The sequence below is a fragment of the Enterococcus sp. DIV0210g genome (assembly GCF_050559705.1).
GTDB lineage: Bacteria > Bacillota > Bacilli > Lactobacillales > Enterococcaceae > Enterococcus_B > Enterococcus_B faecalis_A.
The window spans coordinates 2,052,175-2,078,023 of record NZ_CP187903.1 but is presented as its reverse complement, the minus strand read 5'-3'; the positions used below and the strand labels follow the sequence as shown (position 1 = coordinate 2,078,023).

Here is a 25,849-nt window from a genome sequence, read left to right as displayed (position 1 = left end):
AGCGTAACCTTTATTTTATACTAATCGAAAGGAATAAGGAAGCGTCTTCACGCATAAATAGTTTTTCACCGTGATAAAAAGTATGGCTTTCTGATTCAGAAAATCCAGTTTTTAAAAGCAATTTTTGTAATTCATCTTGCTCAAACCCATTATGGACTTTTGGATGATCGATTTTTTTATTCTTATCGAAATCTGCAATCATCAACGTGCCGCCAGGGTTCAAGTGCTGGAAAAGTTCTCGCAAGATTTTTTCGGTCTCTGGGATATGCAGAAGAACGAGAGAAACAAGGATAATATCACCTTTGACATCGATTTGCTCTTTTAACAAATCAGCGGTCACCGTATGGACATTTGTCACCTCAGCTGCTTGGATTTTCTGTTCTGCTGCTTCCATCATTACAGGAGAAGCGTCCATCAAAAAGACGTCGCGAAAGCTGGAACTGAGAGGAAGGCTAACTAAACCAGTTCCGCTGCCGTAATCAATCAATGTTTTTTCTGAAGTATCTCCCAAATATTTCTTGATTTCAGCAGTAATGGTTTGGGCCAATTTGATTCGGTCTGGAGTATCATATTGCATTGCTAAACGGTCAAAAATCTCTTTATTTGCCAATTTATTCCGCTCCTTGTAAGTATGATTTGATCGTTCATTATAACAAAAGAACGATGACTATAAAAGAAACGACCTCTTAAAAATGGACAAAAAATCCATTATTTAAGAGGCCATTGGAAACAAGCAAAATAATTTCTTATTTATTTAGATAATTGAATAGTCCTAAGATCGTTTTATCCGCTAATTCGATTTCTTGACCATCGATCAGCGCTTTAGTCACTTTGTAATGGTCTTCAAAAGGTGGTACTTCCAAATATTGTGCAGCTAAAAAATCAGCTGGTTTAGTATAAGTGATTTGTTCTTCGTCAATACCGTTTTTACTAAAAAAAATTTCTAACATGTTAAGGACCCCTTTATAAAATATAACTTATTATAGAAAGAGAGGGCGGAAAGTACAACTATTATCACTCGGAAAAGAACAAAAAATAACAATAAACAAAAAAAGAGACGCATTGCGCTCTTTTTTATTGATCTGTTTGTTTGTTTTTATCACGTTCTTTGACAATATAGATTGGACGTTTTTTTGTTTCCAAGAAAATCTTGCCAATGTATTTTCCGATGATCCCTAAACATAAAAGCTGCATACCACCGATAAACAGCATGATCGAAACCATTGAAGGCCAGCCGTCAGTAGGGTCTCCGTAGAATAATGCTCTAAGAATAATAAAAATCAGTGCAATACCAGAACCAAAACATGAAAGAGCACCAATCAGAGAAGCGAGTGTTAGGGGAGCGTCAGAAAAATTGACGATACCATCGATCGAATAACTGAATAATTTCCAGAAAGACCAAGAAGTCTCACCAGCCACGCGTTCACGGTTTTCAAAAGAAATATATTCTGTTTTGAAACCTACCCAACTGAATAGGCCTTTTGAGAAACGATTATATTCTGTCAGTTCCAACACAGAATCAACCATTTGACGGGTCATCAGACGAAAGTCCCGAGCCCCATCGACCATTTCTGTCGAGCTGATTTTATTGATCAATTTGTAAAAAGTTTTCGCAAAGAAACTGCGGATCGGCGGCTCGCCTGTACGATCTGCACGTCTTGTTCCGATACAGTCTACATCAGAAGTTGTGATCCGTTCAATCATTTCCGGCAGCAATTCGGGGGGATCTTGCAAATCCACGTCCATAACTGTGACCAAATCACCCGTCGATTCTTGAAGACCGGCGTATAAAGCTGCTTCTTTCCCAAAATTTCTGGAAAAAGAAATAAAGTGCACATATGGATAGTTTGAAGATAACTCTTTTAGTACGCTCAAAGTGTTATCTTTAGAACCATCATTCACAAATACATATTCAAATGTATAGGCTCCTTTTATTTTTTCCATTTCTTCAAAAAAAATAGGAACCGTTTTTTCCTCGTTGAAACACGGCGCTACAATTGAAATTTTCATATTTTTCCCTCTATCATCAATAGTCTATGTATCCAACATACTAGAAGTTTATAAAAAAATAAAGATGTTTTTTTTAAACAATCTGCTTTTTTAATTTCCTTTTAAATATGATACACTCCGAGTATAGCAGAAACGAATAAATTGCTGAAATTTTTTGCTGGATATCGTATAATCAAAAACCAAAACACTGAGATTGCGTATATTATTATGCAGCACCAGTTTATATAAAGGAGGGCATTTGTCTTTAGCATTCAGCTGGAGGCAAAAAATATATGAAAATCACAACAACTATCGGGGATCTATGGATCAATGCCAGCGACAAAGGTCTAACACGTGTTTCTTTTTCTCCTATTGATGAAAGTCCTGAAGCCAGCCAAGAGATTTTGAATGAAGCAAAGCATCAATTGATTGATTATTTAGAAGGCAAAAGAAAAGATTTTCAGCTGCCTTTAGATATTCAAGTCGGTACAAGTTTTCAGCAAAGTGTTTGGTATTCGCTAGAAAAGATACCATATGGCGAAACACGTAATTACCAGGAAGTCGCAGTTTCTGTCGAGCGTCCGAAAGCTATCAGGGCGATTGGCCAAGCAAACAGTGTGAATCCTTTGCCTATCGTGATTCCTTGTCATCGTGTCATTGGGAAGAATGGAAAGTTGACAGGCTACATGGGAAAAGGTGAAGAAGGATTGCAGATCAAGAAACAATTACTTGCCTTAGAAGGCCTCTCTCTTTGGGGATAAGAAGCAAAATAGTAAAGAAAAAATGCAGAAACCATGTCATGGTTTCTGCATTTTTTGCGGGAATGATTATAAATGGATCAATTGGATCAATACAACGGCCAAAATCGTTTGTCCAGCCCCAACAGCTAAGCCGTAAAGCAAGAAGCGAGGACCTTCTTTCAAGAATTTTGCAAAGTCTAAACGCAATCCAATCGCAGCCAAAGCAGTGATCTCAAACCAGTTGCTGATAAAATGAGCACTCTCATCGATAAACGCTGGTAAAGAAAACACACTATTTACAAGACAGAAAAGGACGAAGCCGAGAACGTACCAAGGAAGCGGTAGTTTTTTCTTCTTGTTTTCACCTAAAGCAGCTGGTTTCATGGAAGGATGTTTGCGCTGCATAAATTTTTCAAAGGTGTAAACGACCACCACTAACAGCATAATCCGGAAGATTTTGAATAGCATCGAAAATTCCACAACTGAGCTGTCAAGCAAACTTGCACCAGCGACAACTTGTCCGACTGACTGCAATGTTCCGCCTAAAAGCGCACTTTTTTCCAAAAGATTATCACCAAAAAGCTGTAAGCCTAAAAATGGTAATGTCAGCATCATCACAGTTCCTAAAAGGTTGACCAATGTAATGATCTGTCCTTTTTCTTCTTCTTTGGCATGGATCGAAGGAGCAATAGAGGCAATAGCTGAAGATCCGCAGACCGCGTTTCCGCCAGCCATCATCAAAGAAGAAGCATCACTGAATTGTAATTTCTTTCCTAATAAATAAGCGCCGAAAATCGTCAAAGTCATTTGGATAAGAATAAATAAGATACCTTTACCTCCAATTTGTGTGATGGTTTGGGCAGTAACGGTAGCACCAAGTAAGAACACTGAGCATTCCAGCAATTTGCTTTCTGCAAATTTGGTTCCAACGCTTAGAGTTGGTTGTTTAAAAAATGTATTTCCCAAAAGAATTCCTAATAAAATGGCAATTGTCGCTGCACCAAGTTTTGGAACTGCCAATGCAAGAATGCGGCTGACGGCTGCGACAGCAAAAGCAAGACCAAGACCAGGTAAGATTTTTTTTGTATTTTGCCAGAAAATTTCCGAATGATTTGTTGTATGTTCTTTCATTTTTTCACGTCCTTTCATTTCTTCAATCCTTATTATAAGTATTTTTCGTATAAATAAAAACAAATAATTATTATAGCTGTTATAAGCAAAGGTTATAAAGAAAAAACTTGCTATGATTTTGCGTTAGAAAAGGTCAGGTAGAGAAGTTCGACTGCAACTTCTAATTTAGAAGGAGTTTGCAAGGCTGCTCTTTAATACTCAGAGCTAAGCGGTTCTTTCACAACCTCTATCTAAACGGTGTTCACAGCATTGCTTCTACGGAATTAAGTCTGACAAATTAAAAATATGAGAAGCTATTTCTAATTTGTCATTCTTAATTCTTGAAGCAGAACATGCTGCTTACGACCTCTTCTAAAACGGTGTTCACTCAGCTGCTTCTCGGCCTTAAGTCAAATTTTCGCAAAAGTCTGAGAAGCTATTTTACGTATTTCCTCTTTAATGCTCGGAGCTAAGCGGTTTTTTCATGACTTTTCTTAAACGGTGTTCACAGCATTGCTTCTACGGAATTAAGTCTGACAAATTAAAAATATGAGAAGCTATTTCTAATTTGTCATTCTTAATTCTTGAAGCAGAACATGCTGCTTACGACCTCTATCTAAACGGTGTTCACAAAGCTGACCTTCGGCAATAAGCTTTTTAGAGAAAAAATGTGAAAAGCCATTTTCTCTCTAAAAAGAGTCTTATTGCTCAGGTCATAACGCTTTGCTTGCAACCTCTCTTAAACGGTGTTCAAAAGCTAGCCTCTGCGGCATTAATTCAAAATCCACTAAAATATGAGAAGCTATTTTCGTGGATTCTTCTTTAATGCTTGAGGCTGAACAGCTTTTTCACAACCTCTTAGCAAAAATTAATTTTTTCCCAAATGTCCTTTGCTTTAGCTTTCAATTATAGCTGTTGACCGCTATAATAAACAACAGTATGGCTTTTTAAGAAAAGGGATGAAACATGGAAAAGAAAAAGAGAATCTCTGTCGATAATCGGATTGATTACGGCGTAATTTTACCGGTCTTTATTTTATGCTTGATCGGTTTGCTTTCACTTTATGTAGCACTTAGTCATGATCCAAACAATCCTTCGATTTGGCGCGGCGTTGGCATGCAAGTCGTATGGTATATCGTAGGCTCTATCGCAATCATTGTGATCATGCATTTGAATTCTAAATGGCTTTGGAAATTGACTCCATATCTTTATGGGCTTGGCTTAGCGGTTATGGTACTCTTGCTGAAATTCTATGACCGAGCGCTGGCTGCTTCGACGGGATCAAAAAACTGGTTTAGTTTTGGTTCGTTCACGTTCCAGCCGGCGGAATTGATGAAAATTGCGTATATATTGATGTTAGCATTAGTTGTAACAAAACATAACACACAGTTAAAAGAACGGACGATGAAAAATGATTTTTGGCTGATTGCCAAACTTCTGATCGTGACAGCGCCAGTATTGGCATTGATCATGGCTCAAGATGACTTTGGGACGATGCTTGTATTCTTGGCGATTTTCGGCGGTGTCTTTTTGATGTCGGGTATCTCATGGAAAATCATTGTGCCGGTTATAGCATTCGCGACTTTTGTGGGTGCCGGAACTATTTTCTTAGTTATGACAGAAGGCGGAAGAGACATGCTTTACAATATCGGGTTCAAATCTTACCAATTTGCTCGTATTGATTCGTGGCTTGATCCTTTCCATGATACTTCCGGAATGAGTTATCAACCGGCGCAAGGGCTGATTGCTATAGGTTCTGGCGGATTACTCGGCAAAGGATTCAATGTCAGCCATGTGTATGTGCCTGTTCGTGAATCAGATATGATTTTCACGGTTATCGGCGAAAACTTTGGCTTCATAGGCGGAGCTTTTGTTATCTTCTTGTATTTTGTTTTGATTTACCGAATGATCCGTGTCTGCTTTGATACGAACAACGAATTTTATGCATATGTCGCCAGCGGTATCATCATGATGTTGCTGTTCCACGTATTTGAGAACATCGGGGCGAACATTGGCTTACTTCCTTTAACAGGTATTCCACTACCATTTATCAGTCAAGGCGGTTCTTCGATTTTAGGAAACATGATCGGCATCGGATTGATCATGTCGATGCGTTATCAAATGGAACCAGCTGAAAAAACATCAAGGAGGTAACAAAGTGTACACACTTTACTCGTACCCGAAATGTTCCACCTGCCGAAAAGCAAAAGCATGGCTGGAAAATCAAAAAGTCGAATTCCAAATAGTCGACATGATCACAAACGTACCTGAAGCAGCGCAAATCGAAGCGTGGTTTTCAGAAAGTGATCTGCCGATACGTCGTTTGTTCAATACAAGCGGAATGAAATATCGCGAGTTAGGGTTAAAAGATCAAATCGACGGCTTTTCAATCAAAGAAGCAAGTCAAGTTCTTTCAACAGACGGCATGCTGATCAAACGGCCGCTGCTGGCAAAAGAAAATCAGATTTTAGCCGTTGGTTTCAACGAAAAATCGTATGAAGGAGTGCTGAATGAATCATGGCAGGAAAACATTTAAAGAAAAAAGACAATCTTTGGATCTTATTTAATGGGAAAGAATACTGTGTTGGTTTAACAAAAGAAGCGCAAGAAGATTTAGGACAAATCACCTATATCAACTTGCCTAAAATCGGCAAAACGTTCAAAGCTGGTGATGCTTTGCTAGAAGTCGAAGCAGAAAAAGCAGTTAGCGAATTTGCCAGCCCAATCAGCGGAACGGTTTCTTCTGTTAATGAAAAAATCGACGAAGATATCAACATCTTGAACGACGAAGATGAAATGAATGCTTGGATCCTAAGTTTCAAAGACGTAGATCCAGAAGAGTTCGATAAATTATAATTAGTAAACGGAAAAAAGTTGACACCTTAAATGCCAGTTGCTATAATCGACTTTAATAACAGAAAAGCTTTGAAAAGAAGAGTACATGTCATGGAAGTTCAAAGAGAGCCCTGTATGCTGAGAATGGGCAGCGAAAGTGAGATGGAAGATGGTCTTAGAGCAGAGTAAGCGAGCGGAAGCGAACTTGCTACGGGTGCGCCCGTTAAAGCGCGACAGTATGCGAGTATCTCAAGTACTGGATAAGGTTATTATTGTGAGATAGTAACAAATCAAGGTGGTAACACGGAAGTTTCAGCTTTCGTCCTTTTGCTTTATTTGGCAAGAAGGGCGGAAGCTTTTTTGTGTCTCCAAAAAAATCGAAAAAAGAAAGATGTGAAAAGTATGTCATTGATCCAACTGACACATGTTGAAAAAAGCTTTGGCACCAAAAACGGTCTTGTCCAAGCCGTCAATGATGTGTCGCTGACAATCCAAAAAGGAGATATCTATGGGATCGTTGGTTACTCAGGAGCCGGAAAAAGTACATTGGTCCGCTTATTGAACGGATTGGAATTACCGACGAGCGGAGAAGTCATCGTCAAAGACCAAGATATCACAAAAATGAAAAACAAAGATCTGCGCAATTTCCGTAAAAAAATCGGTATGATCTTCCAGCATTTCAATCTATTGTGGTCTCGGACTGTTTTAGAAAATATCCAGCTGCCTTTAGAATTAGCCGGCGTGCCAAAAGCACAAAGAAAAGAACGCGCACAAGAATTACTGCGTTTGGTTGGTTTGGAAGGAAGAGAAAATGCGTATCCTTCTCAATTATCTGGCGGTCAGAAACAACGGGTGGGTATCGCGCGAGCATTAGCAAACGAACCAGAGATCCTTTTGTGTGACGAAGCGACAAGCGCCCTTGACCCTCAGACAACAGAAGAAGTGCTAGACTTATTATTAGCAATCAACAAAAAATTAAATCTGACAATTGTTTTGATTACACATGAAATGAACGTAATACGCAAAATCTGTAATAAAGTTGCCGTTATGGAATTAGGGAAAGTTGTAGAAGAAGGCGACGCATTAACTGTTTTCCGTAATCCTAAAAAAGAAGTAACCAAACGATTCGTACAACAAGACATTGAACCAGAAGCCGATTCTGCTGAATTGTTAGCCGAATTTATCAAAGAAAATCCAACTGGCCGCTTAGTTACTTTGACATTCAACGAGCAAAATGCGAATGAACCGGTGATTTCACAAGCGATTCGCCAATACGACACAGATATCAATGTCGTTTATGGAAAAATCAAACAGGTAAAAGAAGGATCATTTGGTTCTTTGACCATCTTGATGACAGGAAATGAAAAAGCACTTGATCAAACAGAACAATTCTTCAAAGATCAAGGTGTTGGAGTGGAGGTGATCCATCGTGGATAAAAGCTTTAGCGAAACGTATTTGGATTTTAGCCAAATCAACCCAGACACGATGAGACAAGCCATTATAGATACATTGTATATGACATTGATATCAATGGTTTTAGTAACAGTTATCGGACTTATTTTAGGATTGATCCTTTATTCGATTGGACGTAAGAAAAAGCCTTATGCACGCGTGGTTTACGGCATTGTTTCAATCATCAGTAATATTTTCCGATCTACACCATTTATGATTTTGATGGTTCTGATCATTCCTTTTACCAAAGCAATCGTAGGTACTATGCTTGGCGCTCAAGCAGCGATCCCAGCATTGGTTTTATCCGCTGCACCGTTTTATGCACGACTTGTTGAAATCGCCTTTCGCGAAGTCAACCCAGGTGTATTAGAAGCAGCTGACGCAATGGGCGCAAGTTATTGGGAGATCATTTGGAAGGTATTGATTCCAGAAAGCGTCCCAGCATTGATTTCTGGTTTAACTGTCACAACGATTTCGATGATCGGATTTACTGCGATGGCAGGTGCGATCGGCGCTGGCGGTCTAGGCGGATTAGCCTGGCAGGAAGGCTACCAGCGTGGAAATCTGACAGTGACATTTGTCGCAACGATCATTATTCTGATCATTGTATTTATAGTTCAAGGAATCGGTGATTTCTTGGCGAAGAAAACAGATAAAAGATAATTAGGGGGAAACGGATATGAAAAAGAAGATTTTTGGATTTGCAGCAATACTTTTGGCTACAGTTGGTTTAGCAGCATGCGGAAATGGCGACAGCAGTTCTTCTTCCAGCAGTTCTTCAGATGATACGACATTAAAAGTCGGCGCATCACCAACACCGCACGCAGAAATTCTTGAACATGTAAAACCTCTTCTAAAAGAAGAAGGTATTGATCTTGAAATCGTGAAATTCGATGATTATGTTTTACCAAACCAAGCATTATCAGAAGGCGATATCGATGCGAACTACTTCCAGCATATCCCTTACCTAAATAAAGAAATCAAAGAAAAAGGCTATGATTTTGTCAATGCCGGAGCGGTTCACATTGAACCAATGGGCTTGTATTCAAAATCAATCAAAGACATCTCTGAATTGAAAGATGGCGCAACGATCATTACATCAAACTCAGAATCTGACTGGGGCCGTATCATCACGATCCTTCAAGATGCTGATTTAGTAAAAGTAAAAGATGGCGTGGATTTGGAAACAGCAACCTTTGACGATATTGCTGAAAATCCTAAAAACTTGAAATTCAACCACACGATCGATCCATCTCTGCTTGCTTCAACTTATCAAAATGACGAAGGCGATCTAGTCGCAATCAATGCGAACTTTGCCTACGGTGCTGGCTTGAATCCATTGGAAGATGCTGTTCTTTTAGAAGAAGACAACTCACCATATGTCAATATTATTGCAACACGTAAAGGCGACGAAGACAGTGACAAGATCAAGAAATTGATCGAAGTATTGCATGAAAAAGAAGTGCAAGATTGGATCACTGAAAAATGGGGCGGCTCTGTGAAGCCAGTGCCGGCAGACTCTAAATAAAGAGGTTGTGAGCAATCTGTTCGGCTTCAATCAATAAAAAAAAACAGCAAAACAGTTTTTCTGTTTTGCTGTTTTCTTTTGTTCACTAAAGGTATAAAGCTGATTCAGACAATCATAGAAAACAAAAACAACGCAAAAAAATAATCGTCCAAAACTTTAGCGAGCTTGACGATTATCTTTTAAGAAAAAATTGAGTTTGCTGCCGTCCTTGAAACGGCCTGTACTAGAGGGACTGTTACCAGCAGTTCCTCTTTACACATTTAGTATAGCATTTTTACTTATTTACCGTCAAAGTATAAAAAAGAAAATTGAAAAATAGAAAGCATCAACTACAAATTTCAATAGGATATAAGCTGATTTTTTGCAAGACTAGATAATCCTTCTAGTCTTTTTTCTTTTTATATAAATTATAAACTAAAAATAGCGATTATTTGAGAATAAGTGAAGTTTATTTAGGTTTTGATCGTTTAGAACATTGCACTTCATTCTCAATTAGTCTAAAATGAGTGAGAACAAATTAGAATCAGGAGGAAGTTCGACATGTCTGTCTTAGAAATAAAAAATCTTCATGTGTCTATTGAGGAAAAAGAAATCCTTAAAGGCGTTGATTTAACAATGAAAACTGGAGAAATCCATGCCATCATGGGGCCAAACGGAACAGGTAAATCTACACTTTCCGCAGCAATCATGGGTAATCCTAATTATGAAATAACAGAAGGGGAAGTTCTGTTTGACGGTAAAAATATCTTAGATCTAGAAGTAGACGAACGTGCACGCTTAGGTCTATTTTTAGCGATGCAATATCCAAGTGAGATCCCAGGTATCACAAATGCAGAATTCATGCGTGCAGCAATCAATGCAAAAAGAGACGAAGACAACAAAATCTCAGTTATGCAATTCTTGAAAAAATTAGACCAAAAAATGGCGCTTTTAAACATGCCTGAAGAAATGGCTGAACGTTATCTAAACGAAGGCTTTTCTGGTGGGGAAAAGAAACGAAATGAAATCCTTCAATTATTGATGCTTGAACCAACTTTTGCTATTTTAGACGAAATCGATTCAGGTCTTGATATCGATGCGCTGAAAGTTGTTGCAAAAGGGGTCAATGAAATGCGCGGCGAAAACTTTGGCGCATTGATCATCACTCATTATCAACGTCTATTGAACTACATTACACCAGATGTCGTGCATATCATGATGGAAGGCCGCGTCGTAATGACAGGCAGCGCTGATTTAGCAAAACGTTTAGAAGCAGAAGGTTATGCAGGAATCAGTAAAGAATTAGGTATCGAATACAACGAAGAAGAAGCGTAAGGAGGAGCAAGCAATGAAAGAAAAAAAATGGCTCGATTATCTTGACGCTGTTAACGATTTTTCCTTAAGCAAAGGTGAACCCGCTTGGATGACAGAAATACGTCAGCAAGCTTTAGCGAAAGCAGAAGAACTGCCGCTTCCCCAAATCGAACGAGTGAAATTCCATCGTTGGCCTTTGACAGAGATTGCTGAACCTTTAGACTCAGTAGAAGAATATCCTGAAGTCGCAGCATTTGATGCAATGAAAGACAATCCAGTTATCGTGCAGCATGGCACAACGACTGTTTTTGAACAGCTTCCAGCAGAACTTGCGGAACAAGGAGTGATCTTTACCGATTTATTCACTGCTTTGCAAGAACATCCTGAACTTGTCAAAGAATATTATATGAACAAAGCTGTCGGTATGGATGAAGACCAATTGACTGCGTTGCATGCAGCTTTTATGAACAGCGGGATCTTTTTATACGTACCTAAAAATGTCGTAATCAAAGAACCAGTAGAATCTATTTTGATCCATAATGGCGATTTGCAGCAGCATTTCTTCAAACATGTATTGATCGTTGCTGACGAACACAGCGAACTTTCCTATCTTGAAAGATTCCAAACAAAAGGCGATCAAGCCCAAAAAATCTCTGGGAATATCGTGATCGAAGTAATTGCCAAAGCAGGCGCAAAAATCAAATATTCTGCAGTTGATCAACTAGGCACAGAAATCTCTTCTTATATGAACCGCCGCGGACACATCATGAGAGATGCGTCCATCGACTGGGCAATCGGAGTCATGAATGACGGTAATATTGTGGCAGACTTTGATTCTGATTTAGTTGGAAATGGTTCACATGCAGAAGTAAAAATCGTTGCAATCAGTGCAGGTAAACAAGTTCAAGGAATCGATACACGTGTGACAAATAAAGCACCGCATTCTATTGGACACATTTTACAACACGGTGTTATTCGTGAACGCGGAACACTGACATTCAATGGTATCGGACATATCTTGAACGGTGCAAAAGGCGCAGATGCACAACAAGAAAGCCGTGTATTGATGTTGTCAGACAAAGCACGCGGTGACGCAAACCCTATTTTGCTGATCGATGAAAATGAAGTAACCGCAGGACATGCAGCAAGTGTTGGGCGTGTCGATCCGGAAGAAATGTACTATTTAATGAGCCGAGGCTTGCAAAAAGAAGCCGCAGAACGTTTGGTGATTCGCGGATTCTTGGGTTCTGTCCTAACTGCAATCCCAATCAAAGAAGTGCGTGAAGAATTAGTGGAAGTTATCGAAGGGAAGTTAAATGCATGATCCATGCAGAAAAACTAAAACAAGATTTTCCTGTATTATTCCAAGAAGTAAATGATGAACCGTTTATTTATTTGGATAACGCTGCAACGACGCAAAAACCAAAACAAGTCTTGCAAACAATCAAAGACTATTATGAACAAGATAACGCAAATGTCCATAGAGGCGTGCATACTCTTTCAGAACGAGCAACCCGCGCTTATGAAGGTGCCCGAGAAAAAGTCCGCCGTTTCATCAATGCTGGCGAAACCGCGGAAGTCTTGTTTACACGAGGCACGACGACAAGTTTGAACTGGATTGCGGAAAGTTTCGGTGCCTTTGTCCAAGAGGGTGACGAAATCGTTCTTTCTTATATGGAGCATCATTCAAACATTATTCCTTGGCAGCAATTAGCCAAGAAAACTGGTGCCGTGCTTAAATATATTGATTTAACATCAGAAGGTCTGCTTGATTTGGCAGATGCCAAAGAAAAAATCACTGAAAAGACAAAAATCGTGTCAATTGCCCATGTCTCTAATGTTTTGGGTGTAATCAATCCGGTCCAAGAACTGGCAAAATTAGCCCATGAAAAAGAAGCAGTAATGGTCGTGGATGCGGCACAATCTATTCCGCATATGCCTGTGGATGTCCAAGAAATCGATTGCGATTTTCTTGCATTCAGCGGACACAAAATGTGCGGACCTACTGGGATTGGTGTGTTATACGGCAAACGTCAATGGTTAGAGCAAATGGAACCTGTGGAATTTGGCGGCGAAATGATCGATTTTGTTGGCCTTCATGAAAGTACATGGAAAGAACTTCCTTGGAAATTTGAAGCAGGGACACCAAATATCGCAGGTGCAATTGCTTTAGGCAGCGCGATTGATTATTTGGAAGCGATTGGTCTAGACGCAATCCATGACTATGAAACAGAATTAGCGGCTTATGTGTTAGCTAAATTGCAAGCAATTGAAGGTCTGACGATTTACGGACCAAGTGATCCTGCCAAACGAACAGGGGTTATCGCATTCAATTTGGAAGGCATCCATCCCCATGACACAGCAACTGCACTGGATATGGAAGGAATTGCTGTTCGTGCCGGCCATCATTGCGCCCAGCCATTATTAAAATATTTGGATGTAGCAGCAACAGCACGTGCAAGTTTTTATTTTTACAATACAAAAGAAGATGCTGATCGTTTAGCAGAAGCTATTTTAGCAACAAAGGAGTTTTTCCAGCATGGGACTATCTAAATTAGATAATTTATACCGCCAAGTCATCCTTGATCATTCTTCGCATCCGCACCATCATGGCACATTGTCAGAATCGACCAAAACGATCGAAATGAACAATCCAACATGCGGCGATGTGATCGAATTGCAGATCGAAGTCGTTGACGGTGTCATCAAAAATATCGCGTTTGACGGCAGCGGCTGTTCGATCAGTACTGCCAGTGCATCAATGATGACAGATGCAGTGATCGGAAAAACGATCGAAGAAGCAGAAGCGCTGAAGACAGATTTCTTGGAACTTGTGCAAGGAAAAGAAATCAATGACCCAGAACGTTTAGGTGATGCAGAGATGTTGAGCGGCGTAGCAAAATTCCCAGCCCGCATCAAATGTGCCACTCTTTCCTGGAAAGCTTTAGAAAAAGCAGTAGAAGAAAACGGCACAGCGACAGCCCACCATTATCATAAAGAAGAGGAGTGAGAATATGGGCGTACCAGAATTAGAAGAATACAAATTTGGTTTCCACGATGATGTAGAACCCATTTACAGTACAGGCGAAGGATTGACCGAAGAAGTCGTCCGAGAAATCTCACGAGTAAAAGAAGAACCGGAATGGATGTTGGAATTCCGTTTGAAAGCATTAGAAACGTTCCACAAAATGCCCATGCAGTCATGGGGACCTGATCTTTTAGATATCGATTTCAATGCCATCAAATATTACCAAAAACCAAGCGACAAACCCGCGCGCGACTGGGAAGATGTACCAGAAAAAATCAAAGAGACATTTGAAAAAATCGGTATCCCAGAAGCAGAACGCGCCTATTTAGCTGGTGCTTCTGCCCAATACGAGTCAGAAGTTGTTTACCATAACATGAAAGAGGAATTTGAAAAACTAGGAATCGTCTTTACGGACACCGATTCTGCGTTAAAAGAATATCCTGAATTATTTAAAGAATATTTCTCAAAATTAGTTCCTCCAACCGATAACAAACTAGCTGCATTGAATTCAGCTGTTTGGTCTGGCGGTACATTCATCTATGTGCCAAAAGGAGTCAGAGTTGATGTTCCAATGCAAACTTATTTCCGGATCAATGCCGAAAATACCGGACAGTTTGAACGGACATTGATCATCGTTGACGAAGGTGCCAGCGTCCATTACGTTGAAGGCTGTACAGCGCCAACTTACTCAAGCAACAGTCTGCATGCCGCAATTGTTGAGATCTTCACCCGTAAAGATGCTTACTGCCGTTACACAACGATCCAAAACTGGTCAGACAATGTCTACAACTTGGTGACCAAACGTGCAAAAGCTTACGAAGGTGCGACTGTCGAATGGATCGACGGAAACCTAGGTGCGAAAACAACCATGAAATATCCAAGTGTCTATCTAGATGGAAAAGGCGCACGAGGAACCATGCTTTCAATCGCTTTTGCCGGTGGAAAACAAATCCAAGACACAGGTGCCAAAATGATCCACAACGCACCAAACACATCCAGCTCGATCGTTTCAAAATCGATCGCAAAAGATGGCGGTGAAGTAAACTATCGTGGTCAAGTAACCTTTGGAAAAGACAGTGCTGGTTCAATTTCTCATATCGAATGCGATACGATCATCATGGACGAATTCTCAAAATCAGATACGATCCCATTCAATGAGATCCGCAACAGCCAAGTCTCTCTGGAACACGAAGCAAAAGTTTCCAAAATCTCCGAAGAACAACTATACTACCTAATGAGCCGCGGCCTATCCGAAGCCGAAGCGACCGAAATGATCGTCATGGGCTTTGTGGAACCATTTACCAAAGAACTCCCAATGGAATATGCCGTTGAGCTGAACAGACTCATATCTTATGAGATGGAAGGCAGTGTAGGTTAAACCTGTTATAGGAGCTAGAATCCTTGATATATAAGGATTCTAGCTTTTTTTGTTTTGCCTGTATACTTGAAATGACCAGCTTTTGACCAGCTCTTTTACTGATGAGCCATCATATCAGCAAAGTCTTGACCTGTTTTCTTAGGTGCGTTGTTTGTAATATGTGCATAGATGTCTAATGTCACTTTACTATTTTCATGTCCTAATCGTTGCTGAACTACCTTGACAGATTCTCCTGCTTCTAATAATAAACTAGCATGCGTATGTCTAAATCCATGAGGTGTAATACGAGGCAAGTTATACTTTTTCAAAATATATCTTAACCAATCATTAACAGTGTTTGGAATGTATAGATTGTTTTTAAGTGTTGTAAAAACATGTTGCTCTTTAGAGCTAGTATTGTATCCAAGTTTTAAATACTCTTCTTTTTGCTGTAATTTCCAGTTGTTGAGGATAGAAAGAGTCTCAGTATCTAAAGAGATGACTCGTCTAGAAGCTCTTGTTTTCGGAGATTGAATTATAACTTTACCAAATTCATCTACAGCAAGAGTTTTATTGACATGTAGTTCTTTATTAAACGTGTCTATGTCTTTCCACTGTAAAGCGAGTACTTCACTCTTTCTCATACCTGTGTATGCCAATAATCTGAAGAAGGCGTATTGTTTCATGTTACCAAAATCTTTAAAAGCATCCAGTAAATTATTAAGCTCCTCTTTTGAGTAAAATTTACGATTTTTCTCATACTCTTTTTTTCGTGGAAGAAGTGTTTTTTCCATAGGATTATTGTCAATATATTGCATTGCAACCCCGTAGCGTAAAATTTGTGCAGTCTGTTTTCTCATATAGTCGTAACTTTCATATTTACTGTGCCATTCATCTACCACTTTTTGACAATATGGGACAGAGATATTCGATAATTTAAGCTTACCAAATGCTGGAAGTATTTGATTATTTGCGTATCTTACTGAGATTGCGATTGTTGAAGCTTTAACACTGGTACGCTGATGAGTTATCCATTCATTATACAGGTCTTCAAATGTCATATCAGGTGCTTTCTTTTTAACACCGTATAATATTTGATGTCTGTACTCGTCATAATCTTTTTGAGCTTCTTGTTTGCTACTAAAACCTCTTCTAGTAGTATTTATTTTTTCACCAGTTCGTGGATCGGTGGCAATGTGTCCTTTATACATCCACGCCACTTGACCGTTTTTCTTTTTGTACTTTGATATTTTTGCCATGAAATCATCTCCTCTTAATTTACAAGGAGTACTTACCACTAGATGGTATCACCTCCCTTCATTTTTTTTCTTAGTGTATTTTTTTCCGATTGATGAAATTGTTTGTTCTAGCTTGTTTATATTATCAATAATTTCTCTTACAGCTTCTTCGGGATAAGACATGTCTTCCAATTGAATAGGTAGCCATTCACCTACCATTATTTTTAGTTGTTCCTCTATACTGCTAGTGAGCAGAAGAATGTTATTGTCAAATTCTTCTACAATAGAATTGATGAATAATTCTTCTATTTTTAAGATATTGAAAAGACTAATTTTTTCAATTTTAACTTTATTACAAGTCTTGTTAGCAATAAATTCTTGCATCTCTGGTTCTAATTTGGAAAATCTATCTAGCCATGTATCTAAATTAGAGTGTACTGGTGGGAACTGTTGAAGAAGATGCTGGAACAGGTTTTTATCTGGAAATGTTATACCATCTAGTACAATGCTATCTCTATAAAGAATAATTCCCAAAATATATTCATCTACATTGCCACAAACTAACTCCTCTATACTTATATTTCCTAAATCAGCAATTCGGGATAATCGCTCTGGTATTGGTAAATAGGTCCCCTTCTCCCATTCGTAGATAGTTTTTTTGTCAATCAATTGACCATTGTTAATCATAAGACCAAATGCTGGTTGTGTTAATTTTTTACTCTTTCTTATAGCTTTTATTTTTGTTCCGAGTATCTTTTTTCGTTCTAAATAATTTATTGGTGGACGCTTTATCATATTGACCACACCTCCTAAAATTAGTATACCTTAAAAAAGGGGTGTTGTAAATAAATTTAACAAAACTATTGACACCCCTTTTTCGTCGAGGTATTATGTGTATGTCGATGAACTGGTAATCATTTTTTGTTTGATTAATCGGTTAATAACAAAATACTTTTATTTTGAGCAAAAAATACGAAGATGATTCTTAGAAAATTTGTTCAAGCAATCACGAAAGGAGGGGGAAATATGTCTCTACAAATCATTGATAGCATTGTTTCTGTACAAGTTGAACAACAAGTGAAAGAGATAATTACAGTGCTCAAGCCTATGCTAGAAGACATTATTTCTGGAGTCACTCTAGAGTATATGGACTATCAGCAGGCAAGTGAATATCTAGGTGTATCAGTAGGAACGATTAGAAAATATGTTTCTCAATACGGGTTACCTGTTATAAAAATTGATACGGTCATTAGATTCAAAAAATCTGATATCGATAATTTCATGGAACGGTATAAAGGTTGAGTAAACAAATAAGACTAAAACATATAGTAATAAAGAGTTTGTGCTTATTATCTGTATGTTTTAGTCTTTAACAGAATTTTATAAGGAGGAAACACAAATGGAAACACCAATGATTAATATTCCAATTTATGTAGATGAAGAAAAATTATTAGAGAAACCAGTTATAGATGATGAAAAAAAGAAAATACGAAAAAGATGTTTAGATAACTACAGAGAAGTTACAAGAGATGAGTTTGTAGAGATACTAAATTCATCACAATCATTTATTCCAAGCAAGACAAAGAATAAAGGCAACAAAAGTGAAGAGTTTTTAGAGACTAGAGTAATTATTCTGGATGTCGATAACACTGTTAAAGATGAGAAGGGAAATGTAGTAGATTTGAGTAAAGATGATAATAGATACTTAAGCATAGAAAAGGCTTTATCTATCAATTTAGTTCATAATTCTGCGTTTGCGATACAAAAAAGTATTCGATACTCTGAAAATCTAGAAAAATTCAAGATTGTCTTTCTATTAAAAGAAGCAATTACTGACTATAGTAAAATGGTTGCTGTTTACGAATACTTGAAAAAGAACATCCCCGGGTGTGATGACAATGTAAATGCTTCTAATAGAATGTTTTTTGGAGGGTATAAGTCAGATGCAGTCATGATAATCAATGAAGACAACATGTTAGATATTACTGAGTTTCCGAGTGACTTTACTCTGACATGTTCTAAAAATTATCAAAGTGATTCAGGGAGAGAGTATGAACTAGTCAATGAAACCGATTTTGTTAAGTTGATAAAAAATGACGACAAAGAAGAAATGAAACAATGGTTTAAAGACTGCCTGTTTGATTCCTCTGACATGTCTTTTAATGAGATTTATGAAAGATTGCTAACTATTGATATGAATAAATTACTTAAGTCAAGTAAAAACTTAAGATGTCTGTTTCACGACGACCATAATCCCTCTGCTAGTATTTTTACCAGTAAAAATGGGCATTCCATTTTTTATTGTCATGCCAGTAATTGTAGTGTCAGTGTAGATTTTATTGGGGTTGTGATGTTAATTCTAAAGAAAGATAGTCGGGTAGAAACATTTAATTGGCTATTAGAGAACCTAGACCTGTATCCTACACATTTTCGAAAATTGAAAGAGGAATCAAAAGTACTTTTTGACACTCTTGAATCGATGGAAGACAAACTTTTCAGGACAATAAGGAATTATCTAGAGGAAATGCGACATGTCTATGATATCTTGCTTTCTGATGTTAATTTTTTTGATGATAGTAAGGAAAGTGTAACTTGTATTTTGTCAGGAGAACAACTAGCTAAAAAAATGAGTTCTTACTATGGTAAAGCTTATGGCATAGATAAATGTAATAAGTTACTATCATTTATGACATTTATAGGATTGATAAAAAAATTAGATGATGAAGATGTTCCTTTGAAGATGCTCGAATACCTAAATAGGTTAAAGGAAGAGAAAGCGTTAGGAAACTTTAATCATAAGAGAAGCAATGTCTATCGATTAGACGTTTTTAATGCAACTTCTGTGATTCAAAAATTGAACGAAGACATCCTTCCACTTCTGAAAAAATTTCATTTTACATATCAATATTTTTCTTATACTTGGGTTAAGATGTGTTTTAACGAAAAAGAGGCTAAAAGAGTATTTCCTCAAAATTTTCGGTCAGAACTCAGCAAGGAAAAACAATTGATTTTAGATGAAGCACATGAAGTTTTACAGGGCTTATCGTGGCAAGGGACATATCTAATGACAGAGAAAGAACTTATTAACACTGTTTGTGGACGCCTACGAAATGTCAGGGATAACAGCGTGAAAAATGCTTTAATAGAAAACAGAGGCTACTTTGTTAAACAAGGATTCACTCTTGAACGAGCTTCTGAGGATATTAAGAAACTATACAATGTGAAAGCAAGCAGTAGTTTTTTAGTATATCTAGCAAAAGGGGCAGGGATAGATGAAGTAATAAAAGAATTGATATTATCAGGAGTTGAATTAGTTCCTATTTATCAATTTACAAGTGTAACAAGAGATGATGGACGGAGAGTAAGGAAGAGAAAAGACCCAATTATATTAAACTAGACAGGTTATCCATAGCTCTTAATCTTATCTCAATACACCCACCGTTAAAGTTCGGTGGGTTATTTATTTTTCAATCTTTCAATAGCTGATTGCGTTCATTTTCTTGTTTTTTTAATAGCTTCATATAGTCAATTGTTCGAACTGCATCTTCAGTGCTAAGAGAGCGATAGAGAGCCAAAAACTCTTCCTCATAATCTACAACAACATTATCTAGAAAATGGCTTACAGGGGTTCCTAGGGCTCTAGAAAGAGCTGTTAAGCTATCGAGGTTAGGTTCTGTTACAGAATTTTCCCATCTTGCTACTGCCTGTTGTGTAGAGAAGATTTTTTCAGCTAATTCTTTTTGTGTCCACCCGAGAGCTTTTCGCTTTTCTCTAATGACCTTTGCATATTGTTTCTGTTTCATTAATACACCCCCTTCTCAGTAGAGTACAACAAGTTGTTGTATTTGTAATGATATTTGAAGTTTTTATATATTTTATGAGTTGAAATACATCATGTTGTTGTATATAATAAAATAGGAGGGGAGAATCATGAAAAAAGTAAGTAATCTCAGCCGATACAGAAAAGAAAAAGGATTTTCTCAAACTGAGTTAGCCAAAAAAATGAAAGTTACCCAGCAATGTATAAGTTCGTGGCAAACAGGGAGAACGATTCCTAAACCCTATCAAATGAAACTGCTTTCTGAGATATTAAGTGTACCAATAAATGAGCTATTTTCTGATGTATTTAATAAAGTAAACAGTTAACTAATAAGCAATTGAATGATTTTAGGAGGAGAAGACATGTATTGTAGGAAGTGTGGTAAAGAAATAACAGATGAAAGTAAGTATTGCCAGTTTTGCGGAGCATTACAAGAAACAGATGAGACAACTGGAGCAGACGAAGTAAAGAAAAGTACTGAGCAGACATTTAGTGAAATGAAGGAACAAATCGTACATGGACAAGAGACAGGGAAGCTGTATTTGATTATTGGTTGGATTTCTATGGTAGTATCGTTAGCATTTATTCCTGTTGTATTTGGTGCTATTGCTGTTATTATGGGCTACTTATATCGAGAAAAAGATGAGAAAATGGGAACGATTTTGATGATAGCAGGGGTAGCTGGAGCAATCTTTGGTGTACTTTTAGGGATGTCAATGTACTGATAAGAGGGGTAAGAGCAAATTATTTTGGAGATAGGAGATAAAAAGTTGAATAAAGTAAATATGAACAAGAAGTTTGTCATTATAGGTATTGTTGTCTTGGCTATTATAGGTATAATTTTTTCAAGAATGACGGGTTCATCTGGACTAGAGAAGTCATCTGAACCATTGGTAACTCAGATTTTACAAGAACAGTATAACTTAAATCGGTCATGTGATGATGTGACGATCACTCATGATAATGGTGATAACACGTACCGGGCTAAAGCTACGTTAGACAATGGAAGTGCTATCAATATAAATGTCGAGTACTATCCAAAGAAAGACCGTGTATATGTAGAGATACCATATACTGAGGTGTTAATGTTAAATTGATTTAAATGTATTATGTATACCGTCCAAACAGGAACTCCTAAAGGTGTAAGCTTACTAAGGAGTTTTTTTGATTCCCTGTAAATAATAGTCTAATGATTACTGGGAAAATCTTTACATTAGTCACTGTTATAACAACAGTGTATAGGAGGAAAAATGAAAAAGAAAAAATTATTATGGATTTGTTTGGCAATTTTATTGATGATTGGAGGAATTGAGATATCTACCACATATAGATTAAAAACGAATCAGCCTAAACAATATGTATCAGACATGTTAAATGTTATTGAAGAAATAGACTCAGAAATGAAAACTTTATCAAAAAATTTTATGGATTTGGGAGAAAGATATGATTTTAAGGGTTTTATGGAAGATAAAATGGACGAGGTATCAAGTAGGGAAATTCCAGAAGGCACACCAAAAGCTGTTAGAGACACCAAAGATACTCTTCTTGAAGCGATAGATAAAGTGAACACAGCTTTACTGACTAATGATGTAAAATTATTGGAACAAGGTCAGCTTTGTTTTAGTATGGCTCAAGCCATATATAGAGAGTTTTTAGATGGAAATATAAAAGAGAAGCCACTTAATGAAAAACTTAATTCATTTGTAGAAACATACACAGCTATACCACCTACTTGGAAACTTGTAAATGAAGATAAAGGAATCACGATAAATACTGATACAGAGATTTCTACAGATGCTCAATCTTTATCAGATTTATTAGCTAATCTAACAGGTATCAGTATTGCAGTGACAGAGCAAGTTGGTAAAGACATTCCACTTAGGTTACTTGAAAATGGGAAAAAAGATTATTCTGTGGTATTTAAGAACGGACAGGTAACTGATTACAACGAAGTATTTAAAAAAGTTATTGAATAATGCTTCTTCAATCTTTTTCATTCATTTACCCCACCCCGTTGTTATATAACCGTATCTCAAGAGGAACCATTAGAAAGCATAGGCTAACTAGGGGTTCCTTTTTCTTTTGTTTTTTTGGAATCCGCTTAAGTGAAATGTATCTGAAATGAAACGAAAATAACGTGATTTTTTACTGTAATATCAAGGTTTTAGCTGTTTCAGATACCATGTAACCCAAAATAGTTTATTGAGAAAATAGGAGAGTATGTGATACTAACTAGTAGGGAAAAATGAGATAAAAAGTAAATGGAATCATTTCAGAAATAAGTGAAATAAGACAACGTAATAGGTATAACATGACTATTACATAGTTTTAGACATGAAATATTACTACAAAATTTGTCTAATTATGTCATTATTTATGGAGGAGTTTTATAACGATTTTTGTAATAAAAAGACGAGAAGGAATGCATACATGTAAATCCTCTCGTCTTTTAACTATTTACTTTAGGAATTACAACAATTGCTGTAATTCGTCACCTATTCGTTCAACTATTTTCGTGACTAAAGCATTTCCCATAAAGAATAAGCGCATTCTATCTGAAACTTCTACTATTTCCCCGGAGGATAATTTTTTATACTTTGTCCAATCATCAGGAAAGTCTTGTAGACGTTCGGCTTCTATAGGGGTCAACAAGCGGTAACGACCATCTATTTTTAATAAATGTGTAGATCTATTCACAGAACCTTCTGAAGTTAGCATCGTCCGTCCGGGCATATCTAAATCATCATAAGGAGACATACCACCTTCGGAGAATGTATAGGTATGACCTTCAGCAGTGACTCGCTCTATTTTTTTAGGTCCACGAAGATATTCGAATTTTTTTATTTTACTTTCGTCGGTCAAGTAATACTTTTCAGCTACTTCATCTTCAGGTTGAATGATTTCTCTTAATGGAGTAGGTTTTTCTTTATCGTATGGTTCCGTATCTATAGTAAAGTAACGTCCATGTCTCATTACCCCAGTATTGTATACTTTTCCAGTAAAATTATCTGATATCTCTACTATGTCATTGGATAACTTATACGACGCTTGTCTACCCTTATAAGGAGTCTTGATGATTGGAAATTGTCGAGCAAAAAGTCCTTCACTGAATATATACTCATCATAACGATGTTCTTCTTCACCAAGTATTTTTTGTTCGAATCGTGCATCTATCTTGTTCGCAAAACCAGTATCATTTTTGTAAACGAAAAAAAAGACACGGCGTCTACGTTGTCTACGGCCATAATCAGCAGCATTGATAACACGCCATTCTACGGAATACCCTAAATCATTAAAGGAAGCAAGCATTATAGCAAAATCTCTGCCACGTTGTTTAGAAGGAGATTTAAGTAGACGATCAACATTCTCTAAAATGAGATACTTTGGTTTTATGTGGTTCGTAGCACGGATTATTTGCCAAAATAGAACTCCTTTTTTACCTTCTATCCCCATCTCATGTTTTTTACTACGTGCAACTGAATAATCTTGGCACGGAAATCCACCAACAATGATGTCAGCGTCCATTTGCTCAAATTCTTCATTTGATATTTCTTCTATATTCCTGTTGATATTTTCACTATTTGGGAATCGGTAGTCATATACTTCAAAAGCATCTTGTGATTTTCGAGAAGGCTCCCATTGGTTTGCCCATTTCGTTTTGAATAGGTCGGCATTAGAATGCTCGAGTCCAACTCTGAACCCCCCTACACCGGCAAAAAGTTCTAATACATTTAGTGTTTCACTCATATTGGCGAACATCCTTTCGGTTTTAACTTAAATGTATTATACAATAAATAAATCGATTTGAAAAGATCGAAATCAAAAATGCTATGATTTACTTAAGGAGTTTCTCAAGGTTATTCTGTAAAGTTGAAACCACATCAGATGATTTTGTATAGACTTGGTTTCTATGTAACCATGTAGTATAGTTCTATATAGGAATAAACGTAGGATGGAGTGACTGAACGAATGTCTGAATACTTAACAAAAGAGCAAGTACATAATAGAGCTAAAGAAGCAGTGGGGAAGTCTATGATAGAATTAAATAATGGAATTCCCCTTCTCAATAGTAAAAATAAAAACTCTATAGGAGACATATTTGAGTCTTGGTTCGGCAAGGTAAAGGATAGCGAGAGTAGGCCAGACCTGGAAGAAGCAGGTGTAGAGTTAAAGGCTACGCCAATAAAAAAGTTGAAAAACGGTCAGTATAGCGCTAAAGAACGATTAGTGTTGAATATCATCAACTATAATGAGGTCGCTGAGGAAACATTCGAAGAAAGTCATTTTTTGTATAAAAACAACATCATGGAAATCGCATTTTATGAATACTTAAAAGATACGCCGAAAGACCAGTGGACTATCCGTGAAGCTATTTTATATGAGATGTATAAAAACCCTGTAGATTTTGAAATCATACGACAAGACTGGGAGCTTATAAAGAAATATATTTTAGATGGGAAAGCTCATGAGCTAAGTGAAAGTTTGACGAACTATCTTGCTCCATGTACAAAAGGAACTAATGCTGTGAAGTCACTCAGGACACAGCCCTATTCAGAACAAAAAGCTAAACAACGGGCATACTCATTGAAATCAGGATACATGACATCTATTTTACGTAAATATGTATTAGGCGATGAAAAAATCGATTCAATCGTGAAGAATACTTTTCAACTTGAAGAAAACAACTTAGAAGATTTAGTATTAGAACATTTTATACCATATGTAGGTCAAACTGTACAATCTTTATGTGAAAAATTCACAATCAAGACATCGTATCAAGCTAATTATAGAATCGTTTCTTCAATACTAGGGTTATCTGGTACTGTAACCAAAGGGGAACCTTTCCCAAGAGTCGAAGAATTTGAAAAAGCGTCTATACTAGTTAAAACCATATATTTTGATAAAAGTGGAAATAACAAAGAAAGCATGTCATTTCCATCATTCAATTTTATTGATTTGAGCAAACAGGTATGGGAAAAAGAAGATGGGGAACCAAGCAGTGATTGGCATAATTTTTTATTAGATACAAGATTTCTTTTTGTAGTCTTTAAAGAAGAAGATGAAGGTGTTGTATTCAAGGGAGCTAAATTTTTTAGTATGCCAGAAGAAGATATAGAAGGGCCAGTCCGTAAGGTATGGGAAGATACTGTGTCTAAACTTCGAGAAGGAGTAGAGTTAGAAGCTATTCCTGATAAATCTACTAAGGATGGATGGAAAATCAAAAATAATTTTATAAAGAAAACAGACAAAATGATTTGCCATGTTAGACCCCATGCTAGCCAACGAGATTACTCTGTCGATGGACGCTATGCGGATAAACTTCCTGTACCCGCAAAATGGATTAATAAACCAGACAACGATAATTACTCGGATCAATGGATGACCAAACAATGTTTTTGGATAAACAATGATTATATAAAAGAGCAAGTACAAGATTTGATATCATAAAAAAAGAGGA

General features: G+C 37.2%; 26 protein-coding genes, 1 pseudogene and 1 other annotated feature. Of the genes and pseudogenes, 19 read left to right on the top strand and 8 right to left on the bottom strand.

What is annotated here, in order from left to right:
- Positions 1-10: 10 nt before the first annotated feature.
- The 3 genes from IGI64_RS10095 to IGI64_RS10085 form a co-directional block, all read right to left on the bottom strand.
- Positions 11-610 carry a class I SAM-dependent methyltransferase gene (locus IGI64_RS10095; RefSeq protein WP_429940367.1) on the bottom strand — a complete coding sequence of 200 codons (600 nt, stop codon included), beginning with the start codon at positions 608-610 and terminating at the stop codon, positions 11-13.
- A gap of 136 nt (positions 611-746) precedes the next feature.
- Positions 747-950 carry a hypothetical protein gene (locus IGI64_RS10090; protein ID WP_016624964.1) on the bottom strand — a complete coding sequence of 68 codons (204 nt, stop codon included), beginning with the start codon at positions 948-950 and terminating at the stop codon, positions 747-749.
- 124 nt (positions 951-1,074) lie between these two features.
- Complete coding sequence (locus IGI64_RS10085) at positions 1,075-2,010, bottom strand: glycosyltransferase family 2 protein (protein ID WP_429940366.1); 936 nt, start codon at positions 2,008-2,010, stop codon at positions 1,075-1,077.
- 272 nt (positions 2,011-2,282) lie between these two features.
- Here IGI64_RS10085 and IGI64_RS10080 point away from each other — a divergent pair, with 272 nt between their 5' ends.
- Entirely contained in the window at positions 2,283-2,750 is a 468-nt protein-coding gene (locus tag IGI64_RS10080; protein WP_016624962.1) for a methylated-DNA--[protein]-cysteine S-methyltransferase, read from the top strand.
- Between the two features lie 66 nt (positions 2,751-2,816).
- Here IGI64_RS10080 and IGI64_RS10075 read toward each other — a convergent pair whose 3' ends face one another.
- Entirely contained in the window at positions 2,817-3,860 is a 1,044-nt protein-coding gene (locus IGI64_RS10075; protein WP_429940365.1) for a YeiH family protein, read from the bottom strand.
- A gap of 945 nt (positions 3,861-4,805) precedes the next feature.
- On the opposite strand from IGI64_RS10075, the gene IGI64_RS10070 reads away from it, so the two are divergent.
- From IGI64_RS10070 to sufB, 11 genes are all read left to right on the top strand, one after another.
- Positions 4,806-5,993, top strand: a complete 1,188-nt coding sequence (locus tag IGI64_RS10070; protein WP_016623206.1) for an FtsW/RodA/SpoVE family cell cycle protein — start codon at positions 4,806-4,808, stop codon at positions 5,991-5,993.
- A 4-nt stretch (positions 5,994-5,997) separates the two neighbouring features.
- On the top strand, positions 5,998-6,375 hold the full coding sequence (locus IGI64_RS10065) for an arsenate reductase family protein (RefSeq protein WP_429940364.1): 378 nt from the start codon (positions 5,998-6,000) through the stop codon (positions 6,373-6,375).
- A complete protein-coding gene (locus tag IGI64_RS10060; protein ID WP_429940363.1) occupies positions 6,357-6,695 on the top strand; it encodes a glycine cleavage system protein H in 339 nt (112 codons plus the stop codon). Before IGI64_RS10065 ends, IGI64_RS10060 begins: the two co-directional genes overlap by 19 nt.
- Positions 6,696-6,755: 60 nt before the next feature.
- Positions 6,756-7,004, top strand: a binding site (T-box leader).
- A 72-nt stretch (positions 7,005-7,076) separates the two neighbouring features.
- Positions 7,077-8,111 (top strand): methionine ABC transporter ATP-binding protein, encoded by a 1,035-nt coding sequence (locus IGI64_RS10055; RefSeq protein WP_034861538.1) that lies wholly within the window; start codon positions 7,077-7,079, stop codon positions 8,109-8,111.
- A complete protein-coding gene (locus tag IGI64_RS10050; RefSeq protein ID WP_016623210.1) occupies positions 8,104-8,790 on the top strand; it encodes a methionine ABC transporter permease in 687 nt (228 codons plus the stop codon). Before IGI64_RS10055 ends, IGI64_RS10050 begins: the two co-directional genes overlap by 8 nt.
- A gap of 16 nt (positions 8,791-8,806) precedes the next feature.
- Positions 8,807-9,655, top strand: coding sequence for a MetQ/NlpA family ABC transporter substrate-binding protein (locus IGI64_RS10045; RefSeq protein WP_016623211.1), 849 nt, complete (start codon positions 8,807-8,809; stop codon positions 9,653-9,655).
- 540 nt (positions 9,656-10,195) lie between these two features.
- Positions 10,196-10,969, top strand: coding sequence for a Fe-S cluster assembly ATPase SufC (gene sufC, locus IGI64_RS10040; protein ID WP_016623212.1), 774 nt, complete (start codon positions 10,196-10,198; stop codon positions 10,967-10,969).
- A gap of 13 nt (positions 10,970-10,982) precedes the next feature.
- Entirely contained in the window at positions 10,983-12,272 is a 1,290-nt protein-coding gene (gene sufD / locus IGI64_RS10035) for a Fe-S cluster assembly protein SufD (RefSeq protein ID WP_429940362.1), read from the top strand.
- Positions 12,269-13,501 (top strand): cysteine desulfurase, encoded by a 1,233-nt coding sequence (locus IGI64_RS10030; RefSeq protein ID WP_429940361.1) that lies wholly within the window; start codon positions 12,269-12,271, stop codon positions 13,499-13,501. Before sufD ends, IGI64_RS10030 begins: the two co-directional genes overlap by 4 nt.
- Positions 13,488-13,958 (top strand): Fe-S cluster assembly sulfur transfer protein SufU, encoded by a 471-nt coding sequence (gene sufU / locus IGI64_RS10025; RefSeq protein WP_429940360.1) that lies wholly within the window; start codon positions 13,488-13,490, stop codon positions 13,956-13,958. The genes IGI64_RS10030 and sufU overlap by 14 nt, the downstream gene beginning before the upstream one ends.
- Positions 13,959-13,962: 4 nt before the next feature.
- The gene (sufB, locus tag IGI64_RS10020; protein ID WP_429940359.1) at positions 13,963-15,354 is read left to right on the top strand and encodes a Fe-S cluster assembly protein SufB; all 1,392 of its coding nucleotides are present in this window, start codon (positions 13,963-13,965) and stop codon (positions 15,352-15,354) included.
- Between the two features lie 95 nt (positions 15,355-15,449).
- On the opposite strand, the gene IGI64_RS10015 is transcribed toward sufB, so the two are convergent.
- Together IGI64_RS10015 and IGI64_RS10010 are read right to left on the bottom strand one after the other, a co-directional pair.
- Positions 15,450-16,592, bottom strand: coding sequence for a tyrosine-type recombinase/integrase (locus IGI64_RS10015; RefSeq protein ID WP_081118345.1), 1,143 nt, complete (start codon positions 16,590-16,592; stop codon positions 15,450-15,452).
- A gap of 38 nt (positions 16,593-16,630) precedes the next feature.
- A pseudogene (locus tag IGI64_RS10010) lies at positions 16,631-17,366 on the bottom strand (helix-turn-helix transcriptional regulator).
- Positions 17,367-17,597: 231 nt separating this feature from the next.
- Between IGI64_RS10010 and IGI64_RS10005 the strand changes: the two are divergent.
- Positions 17,598-17,873, top strand: a complete 276-nt coding sequence (locus tag IGI64_RS10005; RefSeq protein ID WP_081118346.1) for a helix-turn-helix domain-containing protein — start codon at positions 17,598-17,600, stop codon at positions 17,871-17,873.
- 97 nt (positions 17,874-17,970) lie between these two features.
- Positions 17,971-19,968 carry a hypothetical protein gene (locus tag IGI64_RS10000; RefSeq protein ID WP_081118347.1) on the top strand — a complete coding sequence of 666 codons (1,998 nt, stop codon included), beginning with the start codon at positions 17,971-17,973 and terminating at the stop codon, positions 19,966-19,968.
- Between the two features lie 70 nt (positions 19,969-20,038).
- On the opposite strand, the gene IGI64_RS09995 is transcribed toward IGI64_RS10000, so the two are convergent.
- Positions 20,039-20,374: a helix-turn-helix domain-containing protein gene (locus IGI64_RS09995; protein WP_081118348.1), complete on the bottom strand. Its 336-nt coding sequence runs from the start codon at positions 20,372-20,374 to the stop codon at positions 20,039-20,041.
- 127 nt (positions 20,375-20,501) lie between these two features.
- Between IGI64_RS09995 and IGI64_RS09990 the strand changes: the two genes are divergently transcribed.
- From IGI64_RS09990 to IGI64_RS09975, 4 genes are all read left to right on the top strand, one after another.
- The gene (locus IGI64_RS09990; RefSeq protein ID WP_081118349.1) at positions 20,502-20,717 is read left to right on the top strand and encodes a helix-turn-helix transcriptional regulator; all 216 of its coding nucleotides are present in this window, start codon (positions 20,502-20,504) and stop codon (positions 20,715-20,717) included.
- Positions 20,718-20,753: 36 nt separating this feature from the next.
- On the top strand, positions 20,754-21,116 hold the full coding sequence (locus IGI64_RS09985) for a zinc ribbon domain-containing protein (RefSeq protein ID WP_081118350.1): 363 nt from the start codon (positions 20,754-20,756) through the stop codon (positions 21,114-21,116).
- 45 nt (positions 21,117-21,161) lie between these two features.
- Entirely contained in the window at positions 21,162-21,488 is a 327-nt protein-coding gene (locus IGI64_RS09980) for a hypothetical protein (RefSeq protein WP_034691945.1), read from the top strand.
- A 153-nt stretch (positions 21,489-21,641) separates the two neighbouring features.
- Complete coding sequence (locus tag IGI64_RS09975) at positions 21,642-22,367, top strand: hypothetical protein (RefSeq protein ID WP_429940357.1); 726 nt, start codon at positions 21,642-21,644, stop codon at positions 22,365-22,367.
- Between the two features lie 493 nt (positions 22,368-22,860).
- On the opposite strand, the gene dcm is transcribed toward IGI64_RS09975, so the two are convergent.
- On the bottom strand, positions 22,861-24,138 hold the full coding sequence (gene dcm, locus IGI64_RS09970; protein ID WP_033695612.1) for a DNA (cytosine-5-)-methyltransferase: 1,278 nt from the start codon (positions 24,136-24,138) through the stop codon (positions 22,861-22,863).
- A 222-nt stretch (positions 24,139-24,360) separates the two neighbouring features.
- Here dcm and IGI64_RS09965 point away from each other — a divergent pair, with 222 nt between their 5' ends.
- A complete protein-coding gene (locus IGI64_RS09965) occupies positions 24,361-25,839 on the top strand; it encodes a Sau3AI family type II restriction endonuclease (RefSeq protein WP_002354533.1) in 1,479 nt (492 codons plus the stop codon).
- Positions 25,840-25,849 lie beyond the last annotated feature (10 nt).

Bases quoted from the DNA above. Each gene is read 5' to 3' on its own strand.
- IGI64_RS10075 (WP_429940365.1), bottom strand. From the start codon at position 3,860: ATGAAAGAACATACAACAAATCATTCGGAAATTTTCTGGCAAAATACA.
- IGI64_RS09975 (WP_429940357.1), top strand. From the start codon at position 21,642: ATGAAAAAGAAAAAATTATTATGGATTTGTTTGGCAATTTTATTGATG.
- IGI64_RS10045 (WP_016623211.1), top strand. From the start codon at position 8,807: ATGAAAAAGAAGATTTTTGGATTTGCAGCAATACTTTTGGCTACAGTT.
- sufB (WP_429940359.1), top strand. From the start codon at position 13,963: ATGGGCGTACCAGAATTAGAAGAATACAAATTTGGTTTCCACGATGAT.
- IGI64_RS10015 (WP_081118345.1), bottom strand. From the start codon at position 16,592: ATGGCAAAAATATCAAAGTACAAAAAGAAAAACGGTCAAGTGGCGTGG.
- IGI64_RS10005 (WP_081118346.1), top strand. From the start codon at position 17,598: ATGTCTCTACAAATCATTGATAGCATTGTTTCTGTACAAGTTGAACAA.
- IGI64_RS09990 (WP_081118349.1), top strand. From the start codon at position 20,502: ATGAAAAAAGTAAGTAATCTCAGCCGATACAGAAAAGAAAAAGGATTT.
- sufD (WP_429940362.1), top strand. From the start codon at position 10,983: ATGAAAGAAAAAAAATGGCTCGATTATCTTGACGCTGTTAACGATTTT.
- IGI64_RS09965 (WP_002354533.1), top strand. From the start codon at position 24,361: ATGTCTGAATACTTAACAAAAGAGCAAGTACATAATAGAGCTAAAGAA.
- dcm (WP_033695612.1), bottom strand. From the start codon at position 24,138: ATGAGTGAAACACTAAATGTATTAGAACTTTTTGCCGGTGTAGGGGGG.
- IGI64_RS09985 (WP_081118350.1), top strand. From the start codon at position 20,754: ATGTATTGTAGGAAGTGTGGTAAAGAAATAACAGATGAAAGTAAGTAT.
- sufC (WP_016623212.1), top strand. From the start codon at position 10,196: ATGTCTGTCTTAGAAATAAAAAATCTTCATGTGTCTATTGAGGAAAAA.
- IGI64_RS10080 (WP_016624962.1), top strand. From the start codon at position 2,283: ATGAAAATCACAACAACTATCGGGGATCTATGGATCAATGCCAGCGAC.
- IGI64_RS10030 (WP_429940361.1), top strand. From the start codon at position 12,269: ATGATCCATGCAGAAAAACTAAAACAAGATTTTCCTGTATTATTCCAA.
- IGI64_RS10070 (WP_016623206.1), top strand. From the start codon at position 4,806: ATGGAAAAGAAAAAGAGAATCTCTGTCGATAATCGGATTGATTACGGC.
- sufU (WP_429940360.1), top strand. From the start codon at position 13,488: ATGGGACTATCTAAATTAGATAATTTATACCGCCAAGTCATCCTTGAT.
- IGI64_RS10085 (WP_429940366.1), bottom strand. From the start codon at position 2,010: ATGAAAATTTCAATTGTAGCGCCGTGTTTCAACGAGGAAAAAACGGTT.
- IGI64_RS10090 (WP_016624964.1), bottom strand. From the start codon at position 950: ATGTTAGAAATTTTTTTTAGTAAAAACGGTATTGACGAAGAACAAATC.
- IGI64_RS10055 (WP_034861538.1), top strand. From the start codon at position 7,077: ATGTCATTGATCCAACTGACACATGTTGAAAAAAGCTTTGGCACCAAA.
- IGI64_RS10060 (WP_429940363.1), top strand. From the start codon at position 6,357: ATGGCAGGAAAACATTTAAAGAAAAAAGACAATCTTTGGATCTTATTT.
- IGI64_RS09995 (WP_081118348.1), bottom strand. From the start codon at position 20,374: ATGAAACAGAAACAATATGCAAAGGTCATTAGAGAAAAGCGAAAAGCT.
- IGI64_RS10000 (WP_081118347.1), top strand. From the start codon at position 17,971: ATGGAAACACCAATGATTAATATTCCAATTTATGTAGATGAAGAAAAA.